This is a genomic window from Micromonospora sp. WMMA2032 (assembly GCF_002688545.1).
GTDB lineage: Bacteria > Actinomycetota > Actinomycetes > Mycobacteriales > Micromonosporaceae > Micromonospora > Micromonospora sediminicola.
The window spans coordinates 3,622,470-3,642,858 of sequence record NZ_CP024052.1 but is presented as its reverse complement, the minus strand read 5'-3'; the positions used below and the strand labels follow the sequence as shown (position 1 = coordinate 3,642,858).

At 73.4% G+C, this 20,389-nt stretch carries 21 protein-coding genes; 14 read left to right on the top strand and 7 right to left on the bottom strand.

Annotated elements, in window-relative coordinates; genetic code table 11:
• Positions 1-166 precede the first annotated feature (166 nt).
• The 4 genes from CO540_RS16560 (at position 167) to CO540_RS16545 (ending at position 3,569) form a co-directional block, all read left to right on the top strand.
• Positions 167-1,114, top strand: coding sequence for an ion transporter (locus tag CO540_RS16560; RefSeq protein WP_253865980.1), 948 nt, complete (start codon positions 167-169; stop codon positions 1,112-1,114).
• A gap of 31 nt (positions 1,115-1,145) precedes the next feature.
• On the top strand, positions 1,146-1,769 hold the full coding sequence (gene ccmA, locus CO540_RS16555; RefSeq protein WP_099162748.1) for a heme ABC exporter ATP-binding protein CcmA: 624 nt from the start codon (positions 1,146-1,148) through the stop codon (positions 1,767-1,769).
• Complete coding sequence (locus tag CO540_RS16550) at positions 1,766-3,178, top strand: DUF6297 family protein (RefSeq protein WP_099162747.1); 1,413 nt, start codon at positions 1,766-1,768, stop codon at positions 3,176-3,178. The genes ccmA and CO540_RS16550 overlap by 4 nt, the downstream gene beginning before the upstream one ends.
• A gap of 121 nt (positions 3,179-3,299) precedes the next feature.
• Positions 3,300-3,569, top strand: a complete 270-nt coding sequence (locus CO540_RS16545) for a GlsB/YeaQ/YmgE family stress response membrane protein (protein ID WP_099162746.1) — start codon at positions 3,300-3,302, stop codon at positions 3,567-3,569.
• A 59-nt stretch (positions 3,570-3,628) separates the two neighbouring features.
• Here the strand turns inward: CO540_RS16545 and CO540_RS16540 are convergent, their stop codons facing one another.
• A complete protein-coding gene (locus CO540_RS16540) occupies positions 3,629-5,212 on the bottom strand; it encodes a mucoidy inhibitor MuiA family protein (protein ID WP_099162745.1) in 1,584 nt (527 codons plus the stop codon).
• Positions 5,213-5,311: 99 nt separating this feature from the next.
• Between CO540_RS16540 and CO540_RS16535 the strand changes: the two genes are divergently transcribed.
• Both CO540_RS16535 and CO540_RS16530 read left to right on the top strand, forming a co-directional pair.
• Complete coding sequence (locus CO540_RS16535; protein WP_099162744.1) at positions 5,312-6,379, top strand: DUF2855 family protein; 1,068 nt, start codon at positions 5,312-5,314, stop codon at positions 6,377-6,379.
• Positions 6,380-6,514: 135 nt separating this feature from the next.
• Positions 6,515-7,891, top strand: a complete 1,377-nt coding sequence (locus tag CO540_RS16530; protein ID WP_099162743.1) for a glycoside hydrolase family 6 protein — start codon at positions 6,515-6,517, stop codon at positions 7,889-7,891.
• Positions 7,892-7,957: 66 nt separating this feature from the next.
• Here the strand turns inward: CO540_RS16530 and CO540_RS16525 are convergent, their stop codons facing one another.
• Positions 7,958-8,722, bottom strand: coding sequence for a L,D-transpeptidase family protein (locus CO540_RS16525; RefSeq protein ID WP_099162742.1), 765 nt, complete (start codon positions 8,720-8,722; stop codon positions 7,958-7,960).
• A gap of 224 nt (positions 8,723-8,946) precedes the next feature.
• On the opposite strand from CO540_RS16525, the gene CO540_RS16520 reads away from it, so the two are divergent.
• The gene (locus CO540_RS16520; protein ID WP_099162741.1) at positions 8,947-9,297 is read left to right on the top strand and encodes an STAS domain-containing protein; all 351 of its coding nucleotides are present in this window, start codon (positions 8,947-8,949) and stop codon (positions 9,295-9,297) included.
• A gap of 5 nt (positions 9,298-9,302) precedes the next feature.
• Here CO540_RS16520 and CO540_RS16515 read toward each other — a convergent pair whose 3' ends face one another.
• Positions 9,303-10,550, bottom strand: a complete 1,248-nt coding sequence (locus CO540_RS16515; RefSeq protein WP_099162740.1) for a PP2C family protein-serine/threonine phosphatase — start codon at positions 10,548-10,550, stop codon at positions 9,303-9,305.
• A 172-nt stretch (positions 10,551-10,722) separates the two neighbouring features.
• Here CO540_RS16515 and CO540_RS16510 point away from each other — a divergent pair, with 172 nt between their 5' ends.
• From CO540_RS16510 to CO540_RS16500, 3 genes are all read left to right on the top strand, one after another.
• A complete protein-coding gene (locus CO540_RS16510) occupies positions 10,723-11,451 on the top strand; it encodes an alpha/beta fold hydrolase (protein ID WP_099162739.1) in 729 nt (242 codons plus the stop codon).
• 164 nt (positions 11,452-11,615) lie between these two features.
• Positions 11,616-12,425, top strand: coding sequence for an ABC transporter ATP-binding protein (locus tag CO540_RS16505; protein ID WP_099162738.1), 810 nt, complete (start codon positions 11,616-11,618; stop codon positions 12,423-12,425).
• 5 nt (positions 12,426-12,430) lie between these two features.
• The gene (locus CO540_RS16500) at positions 12,431-14,275 is read left to right on the top strand and encodes a hypothetical protein (RefSeq protein ID WP_157779138.1); all 1,845 of its coding nucleotides are present in this window, start codon (positions 12,431-12,433) and stop codon (positions 14,273-14,275) included.
• Positions 14,276-14,293: 18 nt separating this feature from the next.
• On the opposite strand, the gene CO540_RS16495 is transcribed toward CO540_RS16500, so the two are convergent.
• Positions 14,294-14,836 (bottom strand): NUDIX domain-containing protein, encoded by a 543-nt coding sequence (locus CO540_RS16495; protein ID WP_099162736.1) that lies wholly within the window; start codon positions 14,834-14,836, stop codon positions 14,294-14,296.
• 61 nt (positions 14,837-14,897) lie between these two features.
• Positions 14,898-15,227, bottom strand: coding sequence for a hypothetical protein (locus CO540_RS16490; protein ID WP_157779137.1), 330 nt, complete (start codon positions 15,225-15,227; stop codon positions 14,898-14,900).
• A gap of 182 nt (positions 15,228-15,409) precedes the next feature.
• Between CO540_RS16490 and CO540_RS16485 the strand changes: the two genes are divergently transcribed.
• The 4 genes from CO540_RS16485 to CO540_RS16470 are packed head-to-tail and all read left to right on the top strand — an operon-like array spanning position 15,410 to position 18,279.
• Complete coding sequence (locus CO540_RS16485; protein WP_157779136.1) at positions 15,410-15,841, top strand: YbaB/EbfC family nucleoid-associated protein; 432 nt, start codon at positions 15,410-15,412, stop codon at positions 15,839-15,841.
• Positions 15,831-16,154 carry an ESX-1 secretion-associated protein gene (locus CO540_RS16480; protein WP_099162733.1) on the top strand — a complete coding sequence of 108 codons (324 nt, stop codon included), beginning with the start codon at positions 15,831-15,833 and terminating at the stop codon, positions 16,152-16,154. Before CO540_RS16485 ends, CO540_RS16480 begins: the two co-directional genes overlap by 11 nt.
• A complete protein-coding gene (locus CO540_RS16475; protein WP_099162732.1) occupies positions 16,151-17,959 on the top strand; it encodes a hypothetical protein in 1,809 nt (602 codons plus the stop codon). The genes CO540_RS16480 and CO540_RS16475 overlap by 4 nt, the downstream gene beginning before the upstream one ends.
• Before the next feature lie 50 nt (positions 17,960-18,009).
• Complete coding sequence (locus tag CO540_RS16470) at positions 18,010-18,279, top strand: hypothetical protein (RefSeq protein WP_157779135.1); 270 nt, start codon at positions 18,010-18,012, stop codon at positions 18,277-18,279.
• Between the two features lie 119 nt (positions 18,280-18,398).
• Here the strand turns inward: CO540_RS16470 and CO540_RS16465 are convergent, their stop codons facing one another.
• Both CO540_RS16465 and CO540_RS16460 read right to left on the bottom strand, forming a co-directional pair.
• Positions 18,399-18,854: a MerR family transcriptional regulator gene (locus CO540_RS16465; RefSeq protein ID WP_099162730.1), complete on the bottom strand. Its 456-nt coding sequence runs from the start codon at positions 18,852-18,854 to the stop codon at positions 18,399-18,401.
• The gene (locus tag CO540_RS16460; protein ID WP_099162729.1) at positions 18,854-20,353 is read right to left on the bottom strand and encodes a SulP family inorganic anion transporter; all 1,500 of its coding nucleotides are present in this window, start codon (positions 20,351-20,353) and stop codon (positions 18,854-18,856) included. Before CO540_RS16460 ends, CO540_RS16465 begins: the two co-directional genes overlap by 1 nt.
• Between the last annotated feature and the right edge of the window lie 36 nt (positions 20,354-20,389).

Genomic DNA, 20,389 nt, shown 5'->3' with positions numbered 1-20,389 from the left:
CGGAGAAGAAGTCGGGTGAGAGAGGCGTGGCATCGGGGCACGCGTCTCAGGGAGCGAAGTCGGCCCGTTCGTGGTCGTCGCCGTACAGCGGGAGGGCAGGGGTGATCCACTGCGCGTACGTCTCGGCCCGGATCACCCGCCGACGCTAACCCAATAGGGTGTCGTGATGGTCGACCGGCGAACCGACGTGCCGACCCAGCGGGGTGTACGCCGCCCGGGCGGCGCGGAACGGGGGCCGGCGGCCCGGTGCGCCCGGATCGTCGCGTCCCGGCCGTTCGAGGTCGCGATCGTCGTGCTGATCATGGCCAACGGTGTGGTGCTGGGCATCGAGACGTACCCGCACGCGGGCACCACCGCGTCGGTGCTGCGCTGGACCGAGTGGATGTTCCGGCTGGTCTTCGTCGTGGAGATCACCATCCGGGTGCTCGCGTACGGCCGCCGGCCGCAGGACTTCCTCCGGCACGGCTGGAACGTGTTCGACCTGCTGGTCACCGTCGCGATCTTCATACCGTGGCTGCACGGCGACCCGGCCGTGCTGCGGTTCGTCCGGGTGGCCCGGGTGCTGCGCCTGGTCCGCTTCTCACCCGGCCTGCGCACCATCGTCACCGCGCTGTGGCGCAGCCTGCCCGGCGTGGCGGCGTTCCTCGCGCTCGCCGGCGTCACCCTCTACGTCTACGGCATGGCCGGCTGGCTGATCTTCGGCGACCGCTATCCCGAGCAGTACGGCGACATCGGCCGCTCGCTGGTCACGCTCTTCGTGTTGCTGTCCCTGGAGACGCTGCCCGACCTGCTGGAACAGGGTCTCGAGGTGTCGTCGTGGACGCTGCTCTACTACGTCAGCTTCGTCATGATCGCGGTCAACCTGCTGCTGAACATCCTCATCGCCGTGATCGTCAACTCGATGGAGGAGGCGCGTCGGCTGGAGATGACCGAGGGGCTGTCGCCGGACTACGACTCCGACGGCGACGGGGTGCCGGACGAGGTGGACCGGATCGCGATCAGCCAGCGCCTGGACGACCTGCGTACGGTCATCGCCGAGTTGGAGCGGGAACTGCGGATCGACCGCGAGGACACCCCCGGCGCGACCCGTCGCCGGCACCTCACCGAGCGCTGAGGGCTGCGCCGCTGTGCCACAGTGGCGAGTTGTGGACCTTCTCAGCGTGCGCGGCCTGACCCGGCGGTTCGGACAGTTGGTCGTGCTGGAGGACGTGTCCTTCGACCTCGCCGCCGGGCGGCTCGCCGTGGTGGTCGGGCCGAACGGCAGCGGGAAGACCACGCTGCTGCGCTGCGTGGTCGGCGTGGACCGCCCCGACGCGGGTGAGGTGCTGGTGAACGGACGCCGCCGCTACGAGACCGATCCCGAGATGCGCGCGCTGCTCGCCGCCGCGCTCGACGACATCGACTTCTTTCCGGACCTGTCCGTGTCGGAGCACCTGGAACTCGTCGCGTACGCCCACGGCGGCTCCGGTCGGGCGGTGGCCGAGGTGATCACCGAGCTGGGGCTGGACCGGGCCCGGGACCAACTCCCGTCGACGCTGTCCAGCGGGCAGCGCCGCCGGCTGGCGTTGGCCTCGTGCTTCGTGCGCCCCCGCCGCCTGCTCGTGCTGGACGAACCGGAGCAGCGCCTCGACGCCCGGGGCCGCGAGTGGCTGGCCGACCGGCTGTTGCGCGAGAAGGCCGAGGGCATGGCCGTGCTGATGGCGACGCACGACGCCGAGCTGGCGGCGACGGTCGCGGACGACCGGCTCGAGATCGGCGTCGGTGCGTGACCACCGAGCTGCGGATCCGCCCGGACGCCCGGCCCGACGCCCGCCGGCTCCGGAGGTGGTTGCGGCGCACCCGGCGGCGCCACCGGGAGGCCTCGCTCGGTGACCTGTTCACCGACGCGTACGTCCTCGTGCTCTTCTGCGGCATGTACGGCTGGGCGCTGTTCGACGGGGTCCGCGACTACCTCGGCTCGCCGTCGGGACGCCAGGGTGACCCGGGGGACCGGTACTGGATCGGCGTCGCCGCCGCGCTGACCGTCGTCGGGCTGGCCTGGCGGGGCCTGCGGGCGGTGGGTCCGCTGGTGGTGGCGCCGGCCGCGCAGTCCTGGGTGGTCAGCTCGCCGGTCGACCGCCGGGCGTGGCTGCTGCCCCGATTCGTCGGGCTTCTGGTCGCGGCGTTCGCCGGTGGCGGCCTGCTCGGGCTGGCCTCGGCGGCGGCGACCGGTGGCGGCGGGGCGCACCGGCTCGCCGGTTCGGCGACGGCCGGCGCCGCCTGCGCGACCGCGGCCGTGGCCCTGGCCGTCGTCGCCCAGGCCAGCCCGCGTACCTCGGGGTGGGTCCGGGTCCTCGACCGGGCGCTGTTCGGCGTCGGCGCGGCGGTGGCGGCGACGGTGGTCGCGGGCCACCTGACCGGTCGGTCCGTACCGCCGCCGGCCGGCTCCGTCATCGGGGTGGTCGCGCTGGTGGCGTGGCCGCCGACCGTGACGGCGGTGGTCCTGGCGTACCGGGCGCTGCCGTTCGTGGACCGCGCCTCGCTCGCCACGGGTGCGCAGGCGGCGGGCGCGGCGGCGGGCGCCACGGTGATGCTCGACCCCTCGATCCTCACCGACCTGGTGGAGAGCCGCCGCTGGCGGTCGATCGGCCGGGTGGCGAGCCGCCGGTTCCGTCCCCTCGGCCGGTTCGGCGTGCTCGTGCAGGCCGAGCTGTGGCGTCCGGTACGCCATCCCAGCGCGCTCGTGGTGTGGGCGGCGCTGCTGCTGACGACGTACGCGGTCGCGGTGGCGCTGCCGGCGTCGGCCGGCCCGGCTCAGGTGGTCCTCGGGTTCCTGGCGGCCGGCCGGCTGACCGGCGGGCTGCGTGCCGTCAACCGGTCCGCCGGGCTGCGGCGTGCGCTGGGCGGCGGCGACACCCTGGTGACCCTGGCCCATCTCGTGGTGCCGGCCGTCGCCGTGGTGGTCTGGTACGCGGCGACGCTGCCGGCGGTGCGGTCCGGCGTCGGCGTCATCGACGGGGTGCTCGTGCTCGGCACCGTGGCGGCGGCCTACCGGGCGGGCACCCGGCCACCCATGACGTACGGCGGCGCCGCGGCCGACACCCCCTTCGGGATGATCCCAATCGATCTGGTGCGGCAGGTGGTACGCGGCCCGGACGTGGTCGGCGCGCTGGTCGTCGCGCAGATGCTCTGGGGCTGAGGCCCGCGCCGATCCGCCGCCCATGACAGTTCCGTGAAGAAACGGCTCTCGCGTTTCACGCGGTGGTTGATCGGGGCAACCACCCGGGTGCCAACACATCCGAGGGAAAAGGACGGCTCTCGTGGAAGTCACGGGTTTCTTCACCGCGATCGTCATCGGCCTCGTCATCGGCGCGCTCGGCCGCCTGGTGGTGCCGGGCAAGCAGAACATCCCGATCTGGCTCACGCTGCTCATCGGTGTGGTCGCCGCGATCCTGGGCACCCTGGTCGCCGGCGCCTTCGGCGTCGACGACACGGCCGGCATCGACTGGATCGAGCTGGTGCTCCAGGTCGTCTTCGCCGCGATCGGTGTCGCCATCGCCGCGGGGGCCTACGGCCGCCGCCGCGTCTGAGGTTCAAGGAAGGGGCCCTTCTTAACGCATTCTGCATAAGAAGGGCCCCTTCCTAACGCCTACTCCCGCCAGCCGGTCAGCTCGACCCCCTTGGCCAGCTCCACCCGGAAGCCCAGGGCGATCTCGCCGCTCTCACCCGGCGCGAGCGACAACCGCCAGGTCAGTTCCCCCAACTCGGTCCGCTCGGCCGGCGACGGCGTCAGCGTCGTCTCCCGGACCACCACCGCCTCGTCGCGGGACACCGGCACCTGGTCCCGTACCTCCACCGTCGCCGGCCGGGGCGTGTGGTTGGCGACGGTGATCCGGTAGTCCACCTCCCGCCGCCGCGTCGAGCCCAGCGCGGCCCTGGTCTCCGACCGCCGGTGCAGCTTCCGCTCCACCCGCAGCCGGTCGTCCACCCCCAGCGCCAGCTCCGTCTCCTCGCCCGGCGCCCAGGTCGGAAGTCGGGTGGCCGCCACGAAGTCCGCCCCGTGGAACACCGCCGCCGCGCCGGGGAGCAGCGTGTGGTCCGACGTGTTGCGTACCGTCGCCCGCAGGTGCGCCTCGGCGGCGCGCACCGGAACGGTCACGTGGTCCAGCCGGGCCGGCAGCTCCAGCACGGCGACGGTGGCCCGGTGTTCGCTGCCGTCCGCCGGCACCGCCACCGCCCGGGCCGGGCGGTAGGTGGCCGCGGCGACGCCGTGCTCGACCTCGGCGACGCTCTCCCGCATCCGCGGGCGGGGCGCCGCGGACCGGGCCGGCCCGCCGCCACCGGCCGGCGCCGCTCCCGGCGGCGGCGGCATCCCGACCGGCATGGGCGCCGCCGCGGCCCGGGGTGTCGCGGGCCGGAACCGGTCGAGATACCAGGGCGACAGCTCGGGTACGGCGGCGGTCGCCGCCGGCCGCGCGGTCGAGAGCGCCAGCTCGCACTCCGGCCAGTCCTCCCCGGTGCTCTGGCTGACCAGCCCGAACCAGGTGACGGTCACTGTGTCGTCGACGAGCCGCAGGTCGTAGGAGGACTGCCAGCGGGCGTCGTCCACCAGGTAGGTCAGCTCCAGCTCCACCTCCGCCTCGTCGGCCTCCACCGCGACGGTCACGTCGGCGGCCAACCGGTCCGGGGCGCGCTTGCCGTGCGCGGCGTCGAGGTCGCGCTCGACCGCCGCCATCTCCTCCGCCAGCTCGTCGCGCCGCCGGGCCAGGCCGCGCCGCCGGCCGCGTGACTCGGCGAGCTGACCGGCCACCGAGTCGGTGAAGGCCGCGACGTCGGCCGGCGTCAGGTCGCCGGCGGCCAGCGCGCGGGCGTACGTGCCGCCGGCGCGCTCGGCCAGCCGGGTGAGGAACTCCCCGCGCTGGTCCTCGATGCCGTCCGCGTCCTCGATCTCGACCAGTTCGTCGGCCAGCTCGCGCCGCCGCCGCTCCAGGCCGACCACCTGGGTGTCGGTGCTGCGGGGCTGCCGCCAGGCGCTGACCTCGACGCCGAGCACGGTGGCCGCGCCCCGCCCGCCGACCCGGATCGAGTCGCGGCGCAGGCCGAGGGGGAGGGGCGCGACGCGTACCCGGTGTTCACCGGCGGTCAGCCGGACGCTGCCGCGACGGGTGACCCGGGCGCGGTCCGGATAGACGGTGACGCCGACGACGGGGGCATCGATCTCCGTGGTGTCCACGGCGGCGAGGGTAGTGCAGGCGTGCTCGGGTCTGGACCCGCCGAATTTTGCACTCGCAGTGCACTTGTCTCCGGTCTCGCGGCTGCCTACGGTCGGACCATGGCTGAGTCGTGGACGTTCGCCGTGGCCCGTGACGACCGCGCCCGTACCACGCTCGCCGACGGTCCGGTGCCGGCCCTCGTCGACGGGGAGGCGTTGCTGCGTGTGGATCGCGTCGGGCTCACCGCCAACAACGTGACCTACGCGGTGCTCGGCGAATCGATGCGGTACTGGGAGTTCTTCCCGCCCGAGCGGCGCGGGCTCGACCGGCGGTGGGGGCTCTCGCCACTGTGGGGCTTCGCCGAGGTGGCCGCGTCCGCCGTGGCCGGCGTCGAGCCGGGTCAGCGCGTCTACGGCTACCTTCCGCCCGCCGGCCACCTGGTGGTACGCCCGGAGCGGGTGGACGCTTCGGGCTTCCGCGACGCCAGCCCGCACCGGGCCGACCTGCCCTCGCCGTACAACGCCTACCGGTCGACCATCGGCGACCCCGCCTACCGGCCCGAGCAGGAGGACCTGCTGATCCTGTTCCGGCCGCTGTTCTTCACCTCGTTCATGCTCGCCGACCAGGTCGTCGACAACGACTGGTACGGAGCACGGTCGCTGGTGCTGTCGTCGGCGTCGAGCAAGACCGCGTACGCCGCCGCGTTCGAGCTGCACGGCCGCGGTCCACGCCTGGTCGGGCTCACCTCGCCGGACAACCTCGGGTTCACCCGGTCGCTGGGCTGCTACGACGAGGTCCTGCCCTACGGCGACGTCGCGGCGCTCGACGCCGTTCCGACCGTCTACCTCGACCTGTCCGGCGCACCCGCGCACCGGGCCGCCCTGCGCGCCCACCTCGGCGACCGGCTCGTCCGGGACATCGCGGTCGGTCTGACCCGGCAGACGCCGAACGCCGACGCCGCCGAGGAGGTCTTCTTCGCGCCGGTGCAGATGCGCAAGCGCGGCCGGGACTGGGGCCGTGACGGCCTCGACCACCGGTTCGCCGACGCCTGGCAGCGGTTCTCGCGGGTGGTGAGCGGGTGGCTCGACGTGCGGGTCGGCCACGGCCCCGAGGCGCTGCGGCACGCGTGGCTCGACGTCCTCGCGGGCCGTACGCCGCCCCGGGTGGGTCACGTCGTCCAGCTCTGACGCGCCCGCCGTCGGCGGCCCGGTCGCTGACGCAGTGACAACTTTGCATATTGGCAGCGGCCCACGCCTCCGCTACCGTCTTGGGAACGCTCCCATGAAGACAGACACATCTATGTGATCAGGAGGAAACACGTCGTGGCTATCCTCTCCCCCCGGCGCCGCCGGTCGGCGGCCGTCAGCGTGGCGGCCGTCGCGGTCACCGCCGCGGCCGGCGTCGCCTTCGCCGTCGGCGGCGCGTCCGCCGGCACGGTCTCCGGCACGCTCTACCGCGACCCGAGTTCGGCCGTCGTCCGCTGGGTCGCGGCCAACCCCGGCGACTCGCGTGCGGCCGTCATCCGCGACAAGATCGCGAGCCAGCCGCAGGCCCGCTGGTTCGCCAACTTCAACCCGTCGACGGTGCAGTCCGAGGTGTCCGGGTTCGTCGGCGCCGCCAACGCGGCGCAGCAGATCCCGGTGCTCTCGGTCTACGAGATCACCAACCGGGACTGCGGCGGGGCCAGCGCCGGCGGGGCCCCGGACCTCAACCAGTACCAGACCTGGGTGTCCAACTTCGCCCGAGGACTCGGCAACCAGACCGTCATGATCATCCTGGAGACCGACTCGCTCGCCCTCCAGACCTGCCTGAGCGGCGCCGAGCTGAACGCGCGCAACCAGGCGCTCACCACGGCCACCCAGACCATCAAGTCGGCCAACCCCAACGCCAAGGTCTACCTCGACGGCGGCCACTCCACCTGGAACAGCGCGAACGACACGGCCAACCGGCTCCGCGCCGCCGGCGTGCAGTACGCCGACGGCTTCTTCACCAACGTGTCGAACTTCAACCCCACCTCCAGCGAGGCGAACTTCGGCCGGGCGGTCATCTCCGCCCTCAACGGCATGGGCATCTCCGGCAAGCGCCAGGTCATCGACACCAGCCGCAACGGCGGCGCCAGCGGGGACTGGTGCGCCGACGACAACACCGACCGGCGGATCGGGCAGTACCCGACGACGAACACCGGCGACGCCAACATCGACGCGTACCTCTGGGTGAAGCCGCCGGGTGAGGCGGACGGCTGCCGCTACGCGGCCGGTTCGTTCCAGCCGGACCTGGCGTACAGCCTGGCCAACGGCGCGCCCAACCCGCCCACCACCGCGCCGCCGACGACCACCCCGCCGACCACGACTCCGCCGACCACGACTCCGCCGACGACCACCCCGCCCACCACGCCGCCGCCGACGGGCAACGGCTGCTCGGCGTCGGTGTCGCTCAACCAGTGGGCCGGTGGCTTCACCACGAGCGTGAACGTCACCGCCGGCTCCGCGGCCATCAACGGCTGGACCGTGACCATCACGCTGCCCGGGGGCGCCGCGATCACCGGCGCCTGGAACGCGCAGGCCAGCGGCACCAGCGGGACCGTCCGGTTCACCAACGTGAGCTACAACGGGCGCGTCGGGGCCGGGCAGACGACCAACTTCGGCTTCCAGGGCACCGGCACCGGCCCCGGTGCGACGGCCAGCTGCACGGCCAGCTGACCCGGCCCCCGGCCCGGCGTGGAGATCGACACTTCGCGCCGGGCCCGGGCGCGCCCGCCCGGCGCGTCAGTAGCGGCCGAGGCTGTCCAACGGGGACAGCACGATGCGCGGCTGGGCCGCCGGGTCGAGCCAGCGGAGCACGCCGACCAGGTCGGCGTGGGACAGGCTGACGCAGCCGGCCGTGGGACCGGACGGCGTCCGGCTGAACTCGTGCAGGAAGATGCCGCTGCCCGCGTTCGGCACCGGCTTCGGCACGTTCGGCGGCATGTTGTAGGTGATCACCGCGAAGTGCGTGTAGGCCGGTTTCTCCTTCCACAGCGCCTCGCTCAGGCCGCCGGGGCTGGTGGCCGTGTGCTGGAAGGTGTTGTAGCCGGCCGAGTTCGGGTTCTCGTTCCACCAGTCGTCGGTGACGATCCGCTGGTAGGGGTGCTTGACACCCGGGTTCGCGGCGATGCCGTAGATCGTCGGACCGAACGAGTAGACGCCCGTCGGCGTGGTCGGCACCCCCTCGACGTGGTGGTCGCTGAAGAACTGGGAACCGATCCGCGCGGACAGCGCCGTGGAGACCGGGACCCAGCGACCGTCGGTCTTCGTGAACGTCTCCAGCGTGGCGTAGCTCGTGCTCCAGCTCGCCGCCGTCACGATCACGACCTGACGGGTGGCCGCGGGCAGGGTGGTGAGGCCGTCGGCCTTGTTGGCCGGCGTCCAGGTGCGCGGTCGGGGGCGCGGCGGGTCGGTGCCGACGCCGGGTGCCGCCGTCGCCGCGCCGGAGGCCACGACGGGCGCGGCGACGCCCGCCGCCGCGCCGATGAGCAGAGATCTCCGTCGCATGGGCAGATCCTCCCACCCGGCGCACCGCAGCGGTGCCCCGCTTCGGCGCATGTTCAGCCGGACCGGCCCGCCACCGACGCGCTCACGCCGTCGCGCACGGCCGCGGCCCGATCGGGTTGGATCCGCGGCCGGCCCGTCACTGAGCGGGAGGGCTCGGACTCTGGCACCGTGGACCGGTACGCGCAGTGGCGGAACCACGCGGCATGTCGCGGGAGGGAGGTCGGATGGACCTGGTGCTGTCGACCCGGCAGGGAAGTGTCGGCACCGTTATCGAGGTCGCCGGTGACCTGGACATGAGCACCACGTCCCGGTTGCGCGACCGGTTGGACGAGGTCGTACGGGGCGGGGCCCGGGTGGTGGTGATCGACATGGCCGGCGTGGGTTTCATGGACTCCAGCGGCCTGGGCGCGCTCGTGGTCGCGCACAAGGACCTGCGAGCGCGGGACGGCTGGCTCGCGCTGGCCGGCGTCGGCGGGTCGGTCCGGCGGGTGCTGTCGGTCACCTCGGTCGACCGGGTCATCGGCGTCTTCGACACCGTGCGGGACGCCGAGGAGGCGTCGCCGGCGGTCTCGTGACGCCCTCACCGCTGTCCGGTGCTCGCGCGTGCGGTGTCCGCGCCGCCGGTGCTGCGTCGCCGCCCGTGCGTGCCGTACCAGTCGATGACGAGCAGGGTGGCGTCGTCGGCCAGCGTCGGTCCGGTCGCGGCCAGCAACGCGTCGGACAGGGCGCGCACCGCCTCGCGGGGGTGCAGGCCGGTGATGCCGAGCAGGGCGGCGGACAGGTCGAGGTCGGCCGCGTTGCGTTCGCGCATGCCGTCGGTGACGACGACCAGCCGGTCGCCGGGTCGGAGGGTGACCTCGCCGGCGCGGCAGGGCTCCTCGGGGAACATGCCCAGCGGGAAGTTGGCCGGGAGACCCACCTCGGTCACCCGGCCGTCCCGGACCAGTAGCGGCGGGATGTGCCCGGCGTTGAGCAGCTCGCAGCGTCCGGTGCCCAGGTCGACCCGGCCGAGCACGGCGGTCACGTAGGCCCCGCGTACGTTGGCGTGCTCGGCGACGGCCCGGTTCGCCTCCTCGGCCTGCACGACCAGGCTGTGACCCCGGCGACGGGTGTTGCGCAGGCTGCCGACGCCGAGGGTGGCGGTCAGCGCGCTGGCCACGCCGTGGCCCATGGCGTCGGTGACGCTGAAGTGCAGCAGGTCCCGGGCCAGGCTGTAGTCGAAGGTGTCCCCGCCGACGCTCGCGGCGGGCTCCAGCCAGCCGGAGAGGGTGAACGCGCCGGATTCGCAGGTGAAGGCGGCGGGCAGCAGGCGGCGTTGGATCTCGGCGGAGAGCGTGAACGGGGTGCTGCGCTGTCCCCACTCGAACAGGTCCGTGTGTCGACGGTTGGCGATCACCACGAACGCCAGCGCGTGCGCGGCCCGGGCGATCTGGGCGACCACGTCGGCATCCGGCTCGGCGGGCAGGTCGATCTCCAGGAGCCCCATCGCCTCACCGCGTTCGGTGACCGGAGCGAGCACCGTCCACCGTCCGTCAGCCGGGAGCACCTGGCTGGTCTGATGGCGCAGGGCCTGCTCGTAGGGCCCGCCGTCGAACGGCAGGATCTCGGCGGCCTCCTCACCGTGACGCCGGTCCGGCCCGTCGGCCGCCGCGTGGTGGGTCAGCCGGACCAGCGCCCGTCCGCTGAGGTCGGCGATCAGCAGGGAGACGGCGAGCGCGTCCAGCGCGGTGGCGAGCACGCCGGTGACGGCCTCGACGGCCTCGACCGGGGCGAAGTCCTCGGCCGACTGCAGCATCCCGGCCAGCACGGCCTGCTCGCTGTGCTCCACCCGACGAGCATAGGCATCCCGCCCGACGAAGGCCTCGCAGGCCGGCGCCGGGTGGTCGGTCCGCACCGCCGGCCGAAGACGGACGTTTCACCGCCGCACGGTGGGTAAGCAACCGGCCCGGTACAGGGCGAGCGGACGCACACGGCTCCGCCGAAGCCAAGGAGCGGATGTCGTGCCAGATCAGGAACCGACCCTCGTCCTCGTGCACGGCGCGTTCGCCGAGTCGGCCAGCTGGAACGGCGTGATCGAACGGCTCGGTCCCGACCGGGCCGTCGTGGCCGCCGCCAACCCGCTGCGCGGCGTGGCCGGCGACGCCGCGTACGTGCGGGACGTGGTGCGCGGGATCGGCGGCCCGGTGATCCTCGTCGGCCACTCGTACGGCGGCATGGTGATCACGGAGGCGGCGGCGGGGGAGCCGGCGGTGCGTGCCCTGGTCTACGTCAACGCGTTCTGCCCGGACACCGGCGAGTCGGCGCTGACCCTGTCCGGGCAGTTCCCCGGCAGCACGCTGGCCGACACGCTGGTCTCCTACCCGGTCGCGACCGGCGGCAAGGAGACGGCGATCCGGCAGGACGCCTTCCACGCGCAGTTCGCCGCCGACGTGTCCGACGACCTCGCGATCCTGATGGCGCGGACGCAGCGGCCGGTGACCGAGCAGGCGCTCGGCGACGGCCTCGCGGCGACCACCCCACCGTGGCGGTCGCTGCCCACGTGGTTCGTCTTCGGTGACGCCGACCGGAACATCCCGGTCGCCGCGCACCGCTTCATGGCCGAGCGGGCCGGCGCCCGTGGGGTCCGGGAGGTCGCCGGCGCCTCCCACGCGATGGCGGTGTCCCGGCCCGACGAGGTCGCCCAGTCCGTCGTCGAGGCGGTGCGGGGCGTCGGATCCGGGCCGTCCTGAGGCGTCGGCGGGCCACTCCCGGCGTCCCCGGTCGCTAGACTCAGCCCGCACGCCCTCTCCGCCGGGTGAGCGCGGTGGACCAACCCTCTTCGTCGGCGCATGCGCAGGCAGCGCAGGTCGGGGCAGACCAGGCCCGGCGCCACCCAGCGACGTCGAGGGGAACCATGGAGCCAGCGACCACCCGGCCCGCCGCAGCGGACGATCCCGACGCGGGCGGCCCGCCCGCGGCACTGCGACTGTCCGGCCTGCACAAGACGTTCGGCGCGAACACAGCCGTCGACCACGTCGATCTCGTGGTGCCGCAGGGTTCCTTCTTCGGGCTGGTCGGCCCCAACGGCGCGGGCAAGACGACCTCGTTGTCCATGGCGGTCGGGCTGCTACGCCCGGACGAGGGCGCCTCGCAGGTGTTCGGCGTGGACGTGTGGTCCGACCCGGTCGAGGCCAAGGCGCTGATCGGCGTGCTGCCCGACGGGCTGTCCATGCCGGAGCGGCTGACCGGACGCGAACTGCTGACGTACATCGGGCAGTTGCGCGGCATCGAGGCCGGCGTGCTGGCCGGCCGGGTGCAGGAGCTGCTCGACGTGATGGAGCTCGGCGCGGCCGAGCGCACCCTGGTGGTCGACTACTCGACCGGCATGCGCAAGAAGATCGGGCTGGCGACCGCGCTGTTGCACGGGCCCCGGCTGCTCGTGCTGGACGAGCCGTTCGAGGCGGTCGACCCGGTGTCCGCGGCGGCCCTCAAGGCGATCCTGACCGGGTTCGTGGCGAGTGGCGGCTCGGTGGTGCTGTCCAGCCACGTGATGCCGCTGGTCGAGCAGCTGTGCGACACCGTGGCCGTGATGGCCGGGGGGCGGGTCGTGGCGGCCGGTCCGCTCGCCGAGGTCCGCGGCGGGGGCACGCTGGAGCAGACGTTCGTCCGGCTGGTCGGCGGCGACGAGCATGGCCGGAGAGGGCTGTCGTGGCTGGCATCCTGATCCGGATGAAGCTGACGGTCGTCAAGAACTCGATGACCGGTGGCCGGGCCGCGTGGATGCTGGTCGGCGCGGTTCTCGGCCTGCTGCTCGCGGCCGCCACCATCTGGCTCTCCCTGGTCGAGCTGCCCAACCCCGTGGTGCTCGGCGACCTGCTCGCGGGCGTGTTCGGCATGTGGACGCTCGGCTGGCTGGCCGGCCCGCTGTTCGGCGGCTCGGCGGTGCTGCGCGCCGACCACTTCACGCTGCTGCCGGTGCCGCGCCGCCGGCTCGCGCTGGGGCTGCTCGGCGCGGCCTTCGTCGGGATCACCACGGCGGTCACCGCGCTGGGCTTCGTCGGGCTGATCACGTACGGGGCCCGGCAGGGGCTCGCCCCGGCGCTGCTGGCGGCGCCGGTCGCGGCGCTGCAACTGGTCTTCGTGGTGCTGCTGTCCCGGGTGGCCTACGCGCTGTTCGGCGTCGTCGCGGCGTCCCGGGCGGGCGCCGCGGTCACCGGCGTGCTGTTCGCGGCGATGCTCGTGCTCACCCAGTCCGGCTGGATGATCGTCGTGGCCGTCATGTACTCCGACATCCTCGAGACCGGGTTCTCCCACCCGACCACTGTCGCGCTGCGGTCGATCCCGTCGAGCTGGGGCGTGGTGGCGGTGGACGCCGCCGGCCGGGGGGACTGGCCGCTCGCGATCGCCGCGCCGGCCGGGCTGGCCGGGCTCTGCGTCCTGCTGCTGCTCGTCTGGTCGGTCGAGCTGGGCACCCCGCGCCGGGCCCGGGCCACCATCCGGGGCAGCGCCGACCGCCCCCCGGTGAGCGGCGGCCCGCTCGGCGGCACGACCGGCGCGGTCGTCCGCAAGGAGCTGCGCACCTGGTGGCGCGATCCGTTGCGGACCACCACGGCGGTGGTGCCGATCGTCTGGGCGCTGGGCACCGCGCTGCTGCCGCTGACCTTCGACGCCCGTCTCCTGCTGCCCTGGGCCGGCCCGGCGCTCGCGCTCTTCGCGATCACCTCGGCCTGCAACCTCTACAGCCAGGACGGCACCGCGCTCTGGCAGACCCTGACGATCGGCTCCCAGCGCGCCGACGTGCGCGGCCGGCAGTGGGCGTACCTGATCGTCTTCACGCCGCCGGCGATCGTCCTGAGCATCACCCTCACCTGGTGGAGCGGCTCCACGTGGACGTGGCCCTGGGTCGCCGCGGCGGTGCCCGCCCTGCTCGGCGGCGGCGCCGGCCTGATCGTCCACTCGTCGGTGTACGGCCTGGTCCCCGGCCCCGACGCGCACAAGCGGCCGACCAACCCGCTGGAGCGCGCAGACACCACCGGCCGGTCCAACGTGCTGTTCTGGATCGGGCTGGTGCCGCCGGCGCCCGCGCTCGCCGTGGTCTACCTCGGCACGCGCCTGGACCAGCCGTGGGTGAGCTGGGCCGGGCTGCCGGTCGGCGTGCTGACCGGCGTCGCCGTCGCCTGGGTGCTGGGCGGCCTGGCGATCCGGAAGCTCACCGAGGACGGACCCGACCTGCTGCACACCATGCGCACCGGTCGGCCCACCGTGGTCCGGGCCGCCGACGGCGCCGTGGCCAGGACGGGCGGGACGGTCGAGGGACTGAGCTGGGCCCTCGGCTCGATCCTGCTCATCCCCCAGGGGATCGTCCCGCTGGTGTTCATCCTGTCCGACATCGACGTCAGGTCCTGGTTCCTGGCGATGTACGTGCAGCCCCTGCTCGGAGTGCCGATCGCCGTGGCCAGCATGCTGGCCGGCATCGCGCTGTATGCCCGGGCCGTCATGACCAGGGTCGACAACCGGGCCGGACGGGCCGCGGCTCCCTCGCCGAGCGAGGATCGCGAGCTGGAGTCGGTCTGACCGGCGAGGCAGGCGCGATCATCCCCGCCCGCGTGTCCGCACGGCCAGCATGAGCAGGTCGGGGAGCCAGGGCTGATCGGTGAGCAGAAGCACGGCGGCCTCGGCGACCGGCACCGCCCGGACCTCGACGATCTGCTCCGCGTCCGCCGGCATCGTCGGCGCCTGGACGATCGCGGCGTCGGCGGCACACCACAGCCAGGCCTTCTCCGGATGCGGCTGGTGCGGCCGGTACGGCAGCGGGCGGTCGGTGACGCAGTGGTGCGCGCCGATGACGGTCAGCGGGCCGGTGAGCACCGCACCCGCCTCCTCCAGCAGCTCCCGCCGGGCGCAGTCCTCGACGCTCTCACCGGGCTCGCGCGTGCCTCCGGGCAGGAACCACACGTCGCGGTCGTCGCGGCACAGGATGACTCGGTCGCCGCTGAACCCCACCAGGTGCACGTTGGTGACCAGCTCGTCCGGTGGCGCTCCGGTGCTGAACTGGGCGTCGAGCCCGCCCCACTCCCATCGCTGCGGGGCGAACAGCCGGGGGTACGCGGCGACGAGAGCGGATTCGGTCGACATGGGCTCCGATTCCTTCGGGACGCGCCGCACGGTCACCGGTCGACGTGGGCCACCCGACGGGTCACTTGCGGTTCCAGACCGCTTCCTGGCCGGTGCTCGGGTCCTTGACCGTGAGGGTCCTGCCGTCGGCGCTCAAAACGCCGTCGGCCGAGATCTTGGTGATGCCGCAGTCCAGCTCGAGCCGGTACTCCCGGTCGCCCTGGTCCTTCGTGGCGCCGGTGCAGGGGACGTCGACGTTGGCCGACACGGAGCCGTCGTCGCGGACCGTCATGGTGCGGGACTGGTTCTCCGCCATGATCCATGTGCCGGTCAGCGACGGTTCACCGCCGCACCCCGCCGCCAGCAGAGCGAGCCCGAGCGTCAGCCCGGCAGGTCCCCAGCGCCTGACCACGTTCCCTCCCCGGTGTGCCACGTACCACCCTAGCGGGCGGCACCAACCCCGGCCCGCCCGTGGGCACCGGCAGCGCCCACATGGGACTCCACCGTGGAGGGCGATGGCGTACCGTATGTCGACCGCGCCGCACCCGGTGCTTCCCGGAGGCGGCCGACGGGCCGTCACACGGGGGAGGTCTGATGGCGCAGTTTCCCATGGGCGACTTCGCCGCCTCGACCGACCGGTTCGTGGCGTCCTGGGTGGCGGGCATCTCCGAGCGCGCCGGCCGGGCGCAGGCGTTGTCCGACGAGGTGGCGGCGATGTCGGCGACCGCCGAGGGCGCGCAGGGCGCGGTCCGGGTGACCGTCGCCGCGTCCGGAGCCATGACCGACCTGCGGCTCGACGACCGGGTGCTGCGCTGGCGGCCGGACGAGATCGCCGCCACGGTGCTGGCCGTGATGCGGCGGGCGCAGGGCCGGCTGGCCGCCCAGGTCGCCGACGCCGCCGCCGGCACCGTCGGCGCGGACTCCGAGACCGCGCGCGCCGTCGTCGGCAGCTACGCGGCGCGCTTCCCGGAGGTGCCCGAGGAGGGCGACCCGGGGTACGCGGGCTGGAGCGGAAATGGGCGCTGAGGCGCGCGGCTTCGAGGTCACCGCGGCGGCGCTGACCGGGCACGCCCGCTCGGTCGACCGGATCGCCGGGGAGATCGGCACGGCACACGACGCGGGCGCGCACGTCCGGATGGGCGCCGAGGCCTACGGGCAGATCCCGGTCTGCCAGGCGATCCCCTTCCTGCTCGACTTCCTCCAGGGTCCGGCGGTGGACGCCCTCGCGGCGGCGCGGGAGGCGTTGCACAGCGCGGCCGGTGCGCTCGACACGACGGTCATCGCCTACCACGACACCGACGGGACGGTCTCCGCCCTCCTCCAGCGGCTGCACCGGTGAGCACCGCGGCGGCGAACCCGCTGGTCGCGGCCCGGCAGGACACCACCACCGGCTACAGCGGCATCGGCATCGTCGAGAGCCTCGTCGACCTGCGCAACGGCATCGAGAACGGCTCCTGGATCGACTCGACCATCGGCGGCGTGGGGACGTCCCTGGAGGTGCTGGCGACCTGCGTCGACCCGATCGGGTCGGTCGTCTCCTGGGGCGTCGCCTGGCTGATCGAGCACGTCAAGCCCCTCTCCGACGCGCTGGACTGGCTGGCCGGCGACCCGGACCAGATCACCGCGTACGCCCAGACGTGGCACAACGTCTCGCGGCACGTCGCCGGCCAGGTCACCGCCCTGTCCGAGGCGGTACGCACCGAGATCGCCACCTGGACGGGCCCCGCCTCCGAGGCCTACCGCCGCTACAGCGACCAGCACGTGCGTCACCTCGCCGGCCTGGCCGACGCCTCGGGCCTGATCGGCACCGTCGTCGAGGGCGCGGGACTGCTGGTCGCCCTGGTCCGGGAGCTGGTCCGGGACCTGATCGCCGACTTCGTCTCCGTCCTCGCCGTCCGGCTCTGGCAGTGGCTCGCCGAGGAGGCCCTCACCCTGGGCGTGGCCACCCCGCTGGTCGCGGCGCAGGTCTCCGCGCTGGTCGCCAAGTGGGCGGCGAAGGTCGCCGGGCTGCTCACCGCGTTGGCCCGCAGCGTCAGCCGGCTCCGGCCGATCCTGTCCAAGCTCGGCGAGCTGCTCGACACCCTCCGTGCGGCGTTGCGGGGCCTTCGGCGTACCCCCACCGGGACCGCCACCCCCGACACGCCGGCTGCCGGCCCCCGGCCGCGGTCCTACGACGCCCCCGCCGGTGGCGGCGGCCAGCCGCCGCCGTGGGCCTGGGCCGACCCGCCCACGCACGGCGGCGGGGGAGGGCCGGCGCCCGGCGGTCCGCCCGCATCGCCCGGGCCCGCCGGCGGCCCGGCGCACGGGGGCGGCCCGGCGCCCGACGGGGGCCCGGGAAACGGCGGCGGTGGGGGACACGACGTCGACGAGCCCGACCTCGACGGCGCCGATCCACCCGAGTCCGGGTCCGGCACCGATCCGGCCGTGCCGCATCATGCGAGCGAGGCCGAGTTGCGGCTGCTCGGCAGGGAGGTGCACAGCATGGTCGAACTCAAACCCGGTGAGCACGTCAACGACGCTTATGACGTGACGTTCACCGACGGCACGCACGGCGTCTACAAGCCGAACGTGCCGGAGAACGAGTTCGTGCAGGTGCGCTCCACCATCCCGGAGAACCAGCTGGCCGCCCGTGAGGTCGCCGCCTCCCGCCTCGACGAGGACCTGGGCTTCGGCCTGGTGCCGACCACCGCGCGGTGGGACGGCCCGCACGGCGCCGGCTCGATGCAGGAGTTCGTGGAGAACGCGCACCCCGGCCGTCCCGTCACCGACTACTCCCTCGCGGAACGAGAGCGGATGGCGGTGCTCGACTACATCAGCGGCAACACCGACCGGCACATGGGTAACTACCTGACCGGTCCGGACGGCCGCCTGGTCGCCATCGACCACGGCTACTCCTTCCCGGAGTCGAACGCCGAACCGCTGCGCTCGGACTTCGTCGCGCAGCAGCGGAACCAGCCGCTCAGCCCGGACACGATGGCCCGGCTCCAGAGCACCGACCCGGCCGTGCTGGCCGACCGGCTGCGCGCCACCGGCCTGAACGAGAGCGCGGTCTCCGGGGCGATGGACCGCTTCAACGAGATACGCAGCCGAGGCATGATCACCGGCGAGGCGTGGGGGGCCTTCCGCCCGCCGAGCCCGTGGTGAGCGCAGGACCGTCGGTGAGCGGAGGAGTCGTGGTGATCCAGGAGGCAGGCATGACCGAGCAGGCACCGACCCGCGTGGGGCTGTACACGTTCGCGCAGCACACCAGCCGGCGGGTGGCCGAGTTCCGCTGGGAGCCCGGCCGGACGGTGACGCTGTCCGTGCTGGACCCCGAGTGGGGGGCGCTGGCGCAGGACTTCTACGACAACGGGGTACCGGCCGGGGCGGAACGGGTGCGACCGGAGACCGGCGCGGAGTTCATGCGTGCGTTGCTGCAGCGCTTCCGGATGAGCTACTACAAGTTCGTCGACGAGAGCGACTGAGCCGGCTGCTCCCGTTTCGTCTCTCGGCGGGTCGACTCACCAACGGCGCCAGGCCATCCCGGCGTCCGGGTGTCCGGGTGTCCGAGATCGTCGTCCTGGGCTGGTCGGCTGCGGCGTGATCAGCCCGCCGGGCTGCCGTGGTGGTCGAGTCTGTCGCGGAGGGTGTCGGCGAAGCCCTCGGCCGTGGCGAGTTGGTCGCGGAGAGCGGTGACGCGGGTGGTGGCGGCGGTGTGGAACATCTCGAGCCGGTCGAGCAACTCGGCGCGGGCGGCGCCGGTGGCGGTGTCGAGGGCGTCGAGGACGGTGAGCAGGTCCCGCATCTCGTCGAGGGTGAACCCGAGGGGCTTCATCCGCTTGACCACGGCGAGGCGGTCGAGGTCGGGTCCGGTGTAGAGGCGGAAGCCGCCCTCGCTGCGGGCGGAGGGGACGATCAGGCCGGCTTCCTCGTAGTGGCGGATGGTGCGGATGCTGAGCCCGACGCGTTCGGCGGCTTCGCCGATCTGCATCAGCCGGCCGGCGGGCGGCCCGGAGGCGTGCTGCTCCGGGCCGGTGTCGCGGCTGGTGGCGGTAGCCATCAGTGGCCGACGCCGAGCTGGCCGGCGAGGGTGTCGTGGATGCGGGCGCTCGGCGTGTTCAGCTCGACGATCTCGACGGTCTTGCCCCGGCTGGCGTACCTGGTGGTGATCGCGTCGAGCGCGGCGACGGAGGAGGCGTCCCAGACGTGGGCGTGGGTCATGTCGATCACCACATTCTCCGGGTCGTTCGCGTAGTCGAACTGGCCGACGAGGTCGTTGCTGGAGGCGAAGAACAGCTCACCGTGCACGGAGTAGATCCGGGTGCCGCCGTCGGGGTCGAGCACGCTGGTGACCTCGACCAGGTGGGCGACCCGGCGGGCGAAGATCACCATGGCGGTGAGCACGCCGACGACGACGCCGACGGCCAGGTTGTGGGTGGCCAGGGTGGTTACCACGGTGGCGAGCATGACGATCGTCTCGCCGTACGGCATCCGCTTGAGGGTGGCCGGTGCGACGGAGTGCCAGTCGAACGTCGACACCGCCACGACGATCATCACGGCGACCAGGGCGGCCATCGGGATGACGGCGACCACGTCGCCGAGCACGACGACCAGGACCAGCAGGAACACGCCGGCCAGGAACGTCGACAGGCGGGTGCGGGCGCCGGACGCCTTCACGTTGATCATTGTCTGGCCGATCATCGCGCAGCCGCCCATGCCGCCGAAGAACCCGGTGACGATGTTGGCGACGCCCTGGCCCCAGGACTCGCGGGTCTTGCTGGAGGGGGTGTCGGTGATGTCGTCGACCAGCTTGGCGGTCATCAGCGACTCCATCAGCCCGACCAGCGCGATACCGATGGCGTAGGGGGCGATGAGGGTGAGGGTGCCCATGGTCCAGGGGATCTGCGGCAGGCCGAGGGTGGGCAGGCTGTCCGGCAGGGCGCCCTCGTCGCCCACGGTCGGCACCGCCACGCTCGCGAAGACGGTGACCGCGGTCAACACCACGATCGCGACCAGCGGCGCCGGGACGGCACGGGTGAGTCGGGGCAGCCCGACCATGATCGCCAGAGCGACGGCGACGAGGGGATAGACCAGCCACGGTACGCCGAGCAGGTGCGGGACCTGGGCGGCGAAGATCAGGATCGCGAGGGCGTTGACGAAACCGACCATGACACTGCGGGGGATGAACCGCATCAGCTTCGCCACCCCGAGCGCCGCCAGCAGCACCTGGATCGCGCCGCCGAGGATCACCGCCGCGACCAGGTAGTCCAGCCCATGCTCCTTCGCCAGCGGCGCCACCACCAGCGCGATGGCTCCGGTCGCGGCGGAGATCATCGCCGGCCGGCCGCCGCAGACCGCGATCGTGACCGCCATCGTGAACGAGGCGAACAGGCCCACCCGAGGGTCGACCCCGGCCAGGATCGAGAACGAGATCGCCTCGGGAATCAACGCCAGAGCGACGACCAGGCCGGCCAGGACCTCGGTGCGGAACACCTTCGGCGACAGCCAGGACGGACGGGACAGGCGCGGCCGGGAGACCGCGGACAGCACAGAAGACATACAGCCATTTCCACTCGGGGCCGCACGCGGACGCGT